General features: G+C 51.6%; 2 protein-coding genes and 2 pseudogenes. All 4 read left to right on the plus strand.

Translation table 11 applies throughout. From position 1 onward, the window contains the following. Positions 1-464, plus strand: a pseudogene (locus tag K2G41_RS10445) (TolC family protein); the annotation flags it as partial. After that, positions 461-1,348, plus strand: a complete 888-nt coding sequence (locus K2G41_RS10450; RefSeq protein WP_300117938.1) for an HlyD family efflux transporter periplasmic adaptor subunit — start codon at positions 461-463, stop codon at positions 1,346-1,348. The pseudogene K2G41_RS10445 and the gene K2G41_RS10450, both read left to right, overlap by 4 nt. Next, positions 1,345-2,262 (plus strand): ABC transporter ATP-binding protein, encoded by a 918-nt coding sequence (locus K2G41_RS10455; RefSeq protein WP_300117939.1) that lies wholly within the window; start codon positions 1,345-1,347, stop codon positions 2,260-2,262. The genes K2G41_RS10450 and K2G41_RS10455 overlap by 4 nt, the downstream gene beginning before the upstream one ends. Positions 2,263-2,284: 22 nt before the next feature. Next, positions 2,285-2,995, plus strand: a pseudogene (locus K2G41_RS10460) (ABC transporter ATP-binding protein); the annotation flags it as partial. Positions 2,996-3,118: the final 123 nt, after the last annotated feature.

The raw sequence follows: 3,118 nt of genomic DNA on the forward strand, positions 1-3,118 counted from the left end.
ATATAGGCTTCTTCACTCAGGCATATTACGGATATCCAGGCTACAACTATTTCGAAAGTATGACTAATCGCGACCTTTCATTCAACATCATGGCCGGCGTAAGATTGAGTTGGAACATTGAATCACTATACACCAAAGGCTCAAAACGCCGGAAACTGTCACTAAATGCCGACATGATCAATGCCGACAGGGATAAGTTTCTGTTCAACAGCCGTATTCAGTCAGCTCGTGAGATAAGTGACATCAACGCCATACGAGAGGTGATGAAAGAAGACTCCCGTATAGTGGAACTGCGTCAGAATGTACGCCTGAGCGCAGAGTCGCAGCTAAGGAACGGAATCATCGATGCCACTGCCCTACTGTCAAAAATTAATGACGAAAATCAGGCGAGACTTAACTCAGCCTACCATAATATACAACTCATACAGAACATATATAAACTCAAAAACACCCTCAACCGATGAAGAACGTATATATCCTTTTTGCCGGCGCCTCACTACTGGCCTCATGCTCATCCAAGCCCGATTATGATGCCACCGGAATATTCGAAGCCATCACTGTGACCGTTTCAGCCGAAACTACCGGCAAAATCCTTTCTATCTCGGCCGAAGAGGGCGATAGCGTCACGGCCGATTCGAGAATAGCGCTCATCGACACCACTACCCTCTCCCTGCAGCGGTTACAGATCATGACCGAACAGCAGGCTACGGAATCATCATCGCCCGACATAACAGCACAGGTAGCAAGCCTGCGCACTCAGATAGGACACTGGCAGAACGAGACTGACCGACAGGAACGACTCTTCGCCGACGGGGCAACTACCCGCAAGCAATTGGACGATGCACGTACGCAGCTCCGCACACTTCGTGACCAACTTTCCGCACAGCTCTCCACACTTGGCAAGAACCGCTCTTCGATTTCTGACAACGCTATCGCTCTACAGTATCGCAGAGAGCAGGTAGAGGACCAGATCAACCGCTGTAAGATTATCTCACCCATCAACGGAACGGTACTCATCAAGTATGCCGAGCCCGGAGAGTTCGCCACGCCCGGCAAGCCCCTACTCAAACTCGCCGACCTCAACGACATATACCTACGCAGCTATTTCACAGCATCACAGCTTGCCGACCTGAAAATAGGACAGAAAGTGACCGTCGTGGCTGATTTCGGCGCCGACGAACGCTATGACTATCCCGGCACTATAACATGGATAGCGGAGGAAAGTGAATTTACGCCTAAGTCAATCCAGACCAACGACAGCCGGGCCAATCTCGTCTATGCCGTAAAGATAGCTGTGAAGAACGACGGCCGACTCAAGCTCGGCCAGTACGGAGAGGTCAGACTATGAGCGTAGTTGTAGACATAAAGGATGTCAGCAAGACGTATGGCAGCATCCGGGCACTCGACAAGGTAAATATCTCCGTGGAAGAAGGCGAGATGTTCGGGCTCATAGGGCCGGACGGAGCGGGCAAAAGCACACTCTACCGGCTACTCGCCACCCTTCTTGTCCCGGACAGCGGCAGTCTGACGATGCTTGGGCTTGACACCGTGAAGGATTACCGTAAACTTCGCAGCCTGATAGGATACATGCCTGAGCGGTTCTCACTTTATCCTGACCTGTCGATCTCTGAAAACCTCAACTTTTTCGCATCGCTCTTCGGAGTGTCGACAAAAGACAACTACGATCTCATCGCACCCATCTTCAGCCAGCTGTCACGCTTCCCCAACCGTCCCGCAGGAAAACTCTCGGGTGGCATGAAACAGAAACTCGCATTGAGCTGTGCGCTTATCCACAGGCCACCGATTCTCCTGCTTGACGAACCGACCACCGGAGTCGACGCCGTGTCGCGAAGCGAGTTCTGGGATATGCTTGCATCACTGCGTAAGCATGGCATAACGATCCTCGTGTCGACTTCATACATGGATGAAGCCACCCGCTGCGACCGAATCGCCATGATCGACCATGGTAAAATACTGTGCACCGACACTCCCGAGCGTCTCGTAGCCGGTCTTGACGAGAATCTATACAATGCTGTGGCACCCGACATGTTCCGCCTTCTCGCAGGATTAAGATCTATGCCCGAAGTGATCGACTGCTATACATTCGGTGCCACGCTGCATGTCGTAGGCACGAATGATTTCCATTCCGAAGAGGCCTTGGCGAAACTTGCCGGGCAAGGGATAGACGGTGCTGACATATATCCGGCCAAGGGAGTAATCGAGGATCTTTTCATAAAACTCACACGTAATGACCAACGGTAACATCGCAATATCCGTGAGGGACCTCACCAAATGCTTCGGCACCTTCACGGCTGTAGACCACATCAGCTTCGATGTCGGCAAAGGTGAGATATTCGGCTTCCTCGGGGCCAATGGAGCCGGAAAGACCACAGCCATGCGCATGCTGTGCGGGCTGAGTTATCCTACTTCAGGCAGTGGCACTGTAGCGGGATTTGATGTCTGCACCCAAGGTGAACAGATCAAACGCCGCATCGGATACATGAGCCAGAAGTTCTCGCTCTACGGCGACCTCACCGTAACCCAGAACCTACGCCTGTTCTCCACCATCTATGGATTGACCGACAGTGAGATCAAGAGCCGTATGAAGGACGTATTCGAGAGGCTTGACATGGAAGGTATGGCTAATGCCCGTGTAAAATCCATACCTGTCGGATGGCGACAGAAACTCGCATTCGCGGCATCCACGATCCACTCTCCCGAGATCGTCTTTCTTGACGAGCCTACCGGTGGCGTTGACCCCGTGACACGTCGTAAATTCTGGGAATTAATCTATCAGGCATCGTCTGAAGGTATGACCGTCTTTGTGACGACGCATTATCTCGATGAGGCGGAATACTGCAACCGCGTGTCGATCATGGTGGACGGACGCATCGCCGCGCTCGACACCCCTACGGCACTTAAGTCGAAGTATCATGCGGAATCCATGGACGAAGTGTTCCGCACGGTAGCGAAGGACGCACAAAGATCAGAATAAAACGATCTGAACAAGTTACTTAAGATGAATATTTTAGGATCACTGATAAAAAAAGAAGCAATCCACATCATTCGCGACCGGCGCACGATGTTGATAACGCTCGTCATGCCATTGGTACTGTTG

Source organism: Duncaniella sp. (assembly GCF_029056165.1).
Taxonomy (GTDB): domain Bacteria; phylum Bacteroidota; class Bacteroidia; order Bacteroidales; family Muribaculaceae; genus Duncaniella.

Excerpts from the sequence above, each read along its gene's own strand:
- K2G41_RS10450 (WP_300117938.1), top strand. The coding sequence starts at position 461 with ATGAAGAACGTATATATCCTTTTTGCCGGCGCCTCACTACTGGCCTCA.
- K2G41_RS10455 (WP_300117939.1), top strand. The coding sequence starts at position 1,345 with ATGAGCGTAGTTGTAGACATAAAGGATGTCAGCAAGACGTATGGCAGC.